This is a genomic window from Rhizobacter sp. P2_H2 (assembly GCF_056403375.1).
In genome coordinates this window covers 1-6,008 of sequence record NZ_JBFUFP010000264.1, presented here as the reverse complement: position 1 = coordinate 6,008, position 6,008 = coordinate 1, and the positions used below count along the sequence as shown (strand labels likewise).

Genomic DNA, 6,008 nt, shown 5'->3' with positions numbered 1-6,008 from the left:
ACCTGATCCTGCCGTCGATCACGCTCGCGGCCTTCCAGTTGACGCTGATCATGCGGCTCGTGCGCTCGGAGATGCTCGAGGTGCTGCGGGCCGACTACATCCGGTTCGCGCGTGCACGCGGCCTGCCGAACCGGGTCGTCTATTTCTCGCATGCGCTGCGCAACACGCTGGTGCCGGTGATCACGATCACCGGGCTGCAGCTGGGCGCGTTGATCGCGTTCGCCATCATCACCGAGCAGGTGTTCCAGTGGCCCGGCATGGGGCTGCTGTTCATCCAGGCCGTCACGTTCGCCGACATCCCGGTGATGGCCGCCTACCTCTGCCTGATCGCGTTGATCTTCGTCGTGATCAACCTGGTCGTCGATCTTCTCTACTTTGCCGTCGACCCGCGCCTGCGCGTCGAGCGCACGGCAGGAGCCCACTGATGATGCGCGAATCTGCCCCCCTGGCCGCGTCGGGTGCCTACCAGCGGCTGGCCGGCTGGCAGCCCGAGTTGATGGCGTTCCGCCGCGACCTGCATGCCCACCCGGAGCTGGGTTTCGAGGAGGTGCGCACCGCCTCCAAGGTGGTCGAGGCGTTGCGCGTGTGCGGCGTCGACGAGGTCCACACCGGCATCGGCAAGACCGGCGTGGTCGGCGTGATCCGCGGCAGCCGCCCGGCTGGTGCGCATGGCGCGAAAGCCATCGGCCTGCGTGCCGACATGGACGCCCTGCCGATGCGCGAAGAGAACGACTTCCCGTGGCGATCTGCCACCCAGGGCCTGATGCACGGCTGCGGCCACGACGGCCACACCGCGATGCTGGTGGGCACGGCGCGCTACCTGGCCCAGACCCGGCAGTTCGCCGGCGACGCGGTGCTGATCTTCCAGCCGGGCGAAGAAGGCTTCGCCGGCGCGAAGGCGATGATCGACGACGGCCTGTTCGACCGCTTCCCGGTCGATTCGGTCTACGCGATGCACAACTGGCCGAGCATGCAGCCCGGCACGATCGGCCTGAACATGGGCGCGATGATGGCGGCCGCCGACCGCATCGAGATCACCGTCAACGGCCGCGGCGGCCACGGTGCGCACCCGTACATGGCGATCGATCCGGTGCTGGTTGCCGCGCACATCATCACCGCGGCGCAAAGCCTGGTGTCGCGCAACGTCAATCCGCTCGACAGCGCCGTCGTGAGCCTGTGCGCGATGCAGGCCGGCGACCTGGGCGCGTTCAGCGTGATCCCCCGCCAGGCGAAGCTGATGGGCACCGTGCGCACGTTCAAGCGCGAAGTGCAGGACCTGATCGAGGAGCGCCTGGGCCGCCTCGCCGAATCGGTCGCGCTCGGTTTCGGCGCGACCGCGAGCCTCGACTACCAGCGCGTCTACCCGGCGACGATCAACACGCCGCGCGAGGCCGCTTTCGCGGCCGATGTCGCAGCGAGCCTGGTCGGCGAGGACAAGGTGGTGCGCGAGCTCGTGCCGAGCATGGGCGCCGAGGATTTCTCGTTCATGCTGCAGGCCCGCCCCGGCGCCTACCTGCGCATCGGGCAGGGCGGCGAGGGCGGCTGCTTCCTGCACAGCACGCGCTACGACTTCAACGACGAGATCCTTCCGCTCGGCAGCGCCCTGCTCGCGACCCTGGTCGAGCGCGCGATGCCGCTGTAGCCGCCTCCACCTGCCGCGGCCGCGCTGCCGGCCGCCGCGCCACCCCGACGTTCGTTCATCCCCCAAGGAGTCCACGATGAAGCTGAAACCCACCCTGCTCGCGGCTGCGCTGTTCCTGTCGTGCGGCATGGCCGGTGCCGTGACCCTGCGCGTCGCCAACCAGGGCGATGCGCAGTCGATGGACCCGCATTCGCTGAACGAGACGCTGCAGCTCACCTTCACCGGCAACGTCTACGAGCCGCTGATCGGCCGCGACAAGAAGCTCGCGCTCGCGCCGATCCTCGCCACCGAGTGGAAGCAGACCTCGCCGACGGTGTGGCGCTTCGAGCTGCGCAAGGGCGTGACCTTCCACGAYGGCACGCCGTTCASYGCCGACGACGTGGTGTTCTCGSTGMAGCGCGCGGCCGGCGAGGGCTCCGACATGCAGAGCTACACCTCGCCCTTCAAGGAGGTGCGCAAGGTCGGCCCGCTGACGGTGGAGATCGAGACGCTCGCGCCGTTCCCGATCCTGCCGGACGTGCTGACCAACGTCTTCATGATGAGCAGGAAGTGGTGCGAGGACAACAAGGCCGTGATCCCGGTCGATCGCCGCAAGGGCATCGAGAACACCGCGAGCTTCAAGGCCAACGGCACCGGCCCGTTCCGGCTGAAGGAGCGCCAGCCGTCGGCGCGCACCGTGCTGGTCCGCAACGGCACCTGGTGGGGCAAGGTCGAAGGCAATGTCGACGAGGTGATCTTCACGCCGATCGGCAGCGCTCCCACGCGCGTCGCGGCGCTGCTGTCCGGCGAAGTCGACGTGATCGAGCCGGTGCCGCTGCAGGACATCGATCGCATCAAGTCGTCGCCGAACCTGAAGGTGTCGCAGGGCCCCGAACTGCGCACGATCTTCCTCGGCATGGACCAGAAGCGCGACGAGTTGCAGTTCTCGAGCGTCAAGGGCAGGAACCCGTTCAAGGACAAGCGCGTGCGCCAGGCCTTCTACCAGGCGATCGACATCGAGACGATCAGGAACCGCGTGATGCGCGGTGCATCGCTGCCGTCGGCGCTGATGGTGGGGCCGGGCATCCGCGGCTTCACGCCGGAGCAGAACAAGCGCCTGCCGTATGACGTCGACGCGGCGAAGAAGCTGCTGGCCGAGGCCGGCTACCCGGCCGGCTTCGAGGTCGGCCTGAACTGCCCGAACGACCGCTACGTCAACGACGCCGACATCTGCCAGGCGGTGGCCGCCAACCTCGCACGCATCGGCGTGAAGGTGAACCTGCAGACCGAGACCAAGAACACCTATTTCCCGAAGATCCTGCGCCGCGACACCAGCTTCTACCTGCTGGGCTGGACGCCGAGCACCTACGACGCCCACAACGCGCTGACCTCGCTGATGGCCACGCCGACCGACAAGGGCCAGGGCCAGTTCAACCTCGGCTCGTACAGCAACCCGAAGGTCGACGAGCTGACGCTGAAGATCCAGAGCGAGACCGACCAGGCGAAGCGCAACGCGATGATCAAGGAGGCGTTCGAGCTGCATGCCAACGACGTCGGCCACATCCCGTTGCACCAGCAGGCGCTCGCCTCGGCGATGAAGAAGAACGTCGACATCGTCCAGCTGCCCGACAACTTCATGCCCTACAAGTGGGTGGTCGTGAAATGAAGTCGGCGCTGCGGAGGTTCTTCGACGGCGACCTCTGGTACAGCTTCCGCCGCTCGCCGACCGCGATGGTGGCCGCGGTCGTCGCCTTCACCTGCATCTTCTGCGCGCTGTTCGCCGAACTGGTCGCGCCGCACAACCCGATGGACCTTGCCACGCTGGAGCTTGCCGACTCGCGGCTGCCGCCGGCCTGGCTGCCCGAAGGCAGCTCGAAATACCTGCTCGGCACCGACGACCAGGGCCGCGACATCCTGTCGGCGCTGATGTACGGCTCGCGCATCTCGCTGCTGGTGGGCGTCGCCTCGGTGCTGGTGTCGCTCGCGGTCGGCGTGTCGCTCGGGCTGCTGGCCGGCTTCGTCGGCGGCAAGACCGATGCCTTCATCATGCGGCTGTGCGACGTGATGCTGTCGTTCCCGTCGATCCTGGTCGCGCTGCTGATCGACGGCATCGGACGGGCGGTGTTCCCGAATGCGCACGAAGGCCTCGCGTTCGCGGTGCTGATCGTCGCGATCTCGCTGACCGGCTGGGTGCAGTACGCGCGCACGGTGCGCGGCTCGACGCTGGTCGAGCGCAACAAGGAGTACGTGCAGGCGGCGCGCGTGATCGGCGTGCCGACGCTGCGCATCATGCGGCGCCACGTGCTGCCCAATGTCACCGGGCCGGTGATGGTGCTGGCGACGATCCAGGTGGCGTCGGCGATCCTGATCGAGGCCACGTTGTCTTTCCTCGGCGTCGGCGTGCCCCCGACCTCGCCGTCGCTCGGCACGCTGATCCGTGTCGGCAACGACCTGCTGTTCTCCGGCGAGTGGTGGATCACGCTCTACCCCGGCGCGATGCTGGTGATGATCGCGCTGAGCGTGAACCTGCTCGGCGACTGGCTGCGCGATGCGTTGAACCCGAAATTGCGCTGACCATGACCGCCTTGCTTGAAGTGAAGAACCTGCGCGTCGAGTTCCCGACGCGGCGCGGCACGCTGGTGGCGCTCGACGACGTCTCGTTCGACATCGCGCCCGGCGAGATCCTCGGCGTGGTCGGCGAATCGGGGGCCGGCAAGTCGCTGACCGGTGCCGCGATCATCGGCCTGCTCGACCCGCCCGGCCGCGTGGCGTCCGGCGAGATCCGCTTCCAGGGCCGGCGCATCGACAACCTGCCGTACGAGCAGATGCGCCGCATGCGCGGCAAGCACATCGGCGCGATCTTCCAGGATCCGCTGACCTCGCTGAATCCGTTGTTCACCGTCGGCCGCCAGCTCGTCGAGACGATCCGGACCCACCTGCCGCTCGATGCGGCGCAGGCACGGCAGCGCGCGATCGAGCTGCTGAAGGAGACCGGCATCCCGGCCGCCGAGGCGCGCATCGACCAGTACCCGCACCAGTTCTCCGGCGGCATGCGCCAGCGCGTGGTGATCGCGCTCGCGCTGGCCGGCAACCCGCAGCTGATCGTCGCCGAYGAGCCGACCACCGCGCTGGACGTGTCGATCCAGGCGCAGATCATTTCGCTGCTGAAGCGGCTGTGCAAGGAGCACGGTGCGGCGGTGATGCTGGTCACGCACGACATGGGCGTGATCGCCGAGACCTGCGACCGCGTCGCGGTGATGTACGCCGGCCGCGTGGCCGAGATCGGCCCGGTGAACGACGTGATCCATGCGCCGGCGCACCCCTACACCGCCGGGCTGATGGGCTCGATCCCCGCGATGGACCTCGACCGCGAGCGCCTGCTGCAGATCGACGGCGCGATGCCGCGGCTGAACGCGATTCCGCCCGGCTGTGCGTTCAATCCGCGCTGCCCGAAGGCCTTCGGGCGCTGTCGTGAAGAACGCCCCGACCTGCTCGAAGCCGGGGCGACCCGGGCCGCCTGCTGGCTTCACGACAGGTCGGTGGCAGCCGTCGCAGGGGCCACGCCATGAACGTGCTCGTGGAAGTGCGCGACCTGGTGAAGACCTTCGACGTCTCGGCGCCGTGGCTGAACCGCGTGATCGAGCGCAAGCCGCGCCAGCAGGTGCATGCGGTGGACGGCGTCAGCTTCTCGATCGAACGTGGCACCACGCTCGCGCTGGTGGGCGAATCGGGCTGCGGCAAGAGCACCGTCGCGCGGCTGCTGGTGGGCCTGCAGGCGCCGACCGCCGGCGAGGTGCATTTCGGCCACAAGAACATCGCGCTGACGCTGGCCAGCCAGGAGGCGGCCGCGTTGCGCCGGCGCATGCAGATGATCTTCCAGGATCCGTTCGCAAGCCTGAACCCGCGCTGGAAGGTGCAGCAGGTCGTCGCCGAGCCGCTGACCGAGCACGGGCTGATCACCGACCGGGCGCAACTGAAGGCCAAGGTCGGCGAGCTGCTGCAGTCGGTCGGCCTCGCGAGCGGGGACATGGAGAAGTTCCCGCACCAGTTCTCCGGCGGGCAGCGGCAGCGCATCTCGATCGCACGGGCACTGGCCACCGAGCCGGAGTTCCTGGTCTGCGACGAACCGACCTCGGCGCTCGACGTCTCGGTGCAGGCCCAGGTGCTCAACATCATGAAGGACCTGCAGCGCAGCCGCGGGCTGACCTACCTGTTCATCTCGCACAACCTCGCGGTGGTGCGGCACGTCAGCGACCAGGTGGGCGTGATGTACCTCGGCCGCGTCGTCGAGCTGGCGCCGAAGGCGGAGCTCTTCGCGCGGCCGCGGCACCCGTACACGCGCATGCTGCTGGATGCGATTCCGGACATCGCGATGAGCGGGCGGGCC

General features: G+C 68.4%; 6 protein-coding genes. All 6 read left to right on the top strand.

Features of this window, described 5'->3' with window-relative positions; translation table 11 throughout:
• The coding region (locus tag AC1D15_RS15315) for an ABC transporter permease (protein WP_477826640.1) at positions 1–425 on the top strand (425 nt) is incomplete at its 5' end.
• A complete protein-coding gene (locus AC1D15_RS15310; protein WP_156154626.1) occupies positions 425–1,642 on the top strand; it encodes a M20 aminoacylase family protein in 1,218 nt (405 codons plus the stop codon). The genes AC1D15_RS15315 and AC1D15_RS15310, both read left to right, overlap by 1 nt.
• Before the next feature lie 76 nt (positions 1,643–1,718).
• The gene (locus AC1D15_RS15305) at positions 1,719–3,287 is read left to right on the top strand and encodes an ABC transporter substrate-binding protein (RefSeq protein ID WP_477826639.1); all 1,569 of its coding nucleotides are present in this window, start codon (positions 1,719–1,721) and stop codon (positions 3,285–3,287) included.
• Positions 3,284–4,195 (top strand): ABC transporter permease, encoded by a 912-nt coding sequence (locus AC1D15_RS15300; protein WP_047500250.1) that lies wholly within the window; start codon positions 3,284–3,286, stop codon positions 4,193–4,195. Before AC1D15_RS15305 ends, AC1D15_RS15300 begins: the two co-directional genes overlap by 4 nt.
• A gap of 2 nt (positions 4,196–4,197) precedes the next feature.
• Positions 4,198–5,190 carry an ABC transporter ATP-binding protein gene (locus tag AC1D15_RS15295; RefSeq protein WP_465110950.1) on the top strand — a complete coding sequence of 331 codons (993 nt, stop codon included), beginning with the start codon at positions 4,198–4,200 and terminating at the stop codon, positions 5,188–5,190.
• The coding region (locus tag AC1D15_RS15290; RefSeq protein WP_477826638.1) for an ABC transporter ATP-binding protein at positions 5,187–6,008 on the top strand (822 nt) is incomplete at its 3' end. The genes AC1D15_RS15295 and AC1D15_RS15290, both read left to right, overlap by 4 nt.

Bases quoted from the DNA above. Each gene is read 5' to 3' on its own strand.
- AC1D15_RS15310 (WP_156154626.1), top strand. From the start codon at position 425: ATGATGCGCGAATCTGCCCCCCTGGCCGCGTCGGGTGCCTACCAGCGG.
- AC1D15_RS15300 (WP_047500250.1), top strand. From the start codon at position 3,284: ATGAAGTCGGCGCTGCGGAGGTTCTTCGACGGCGACCTCTGGTACAGC.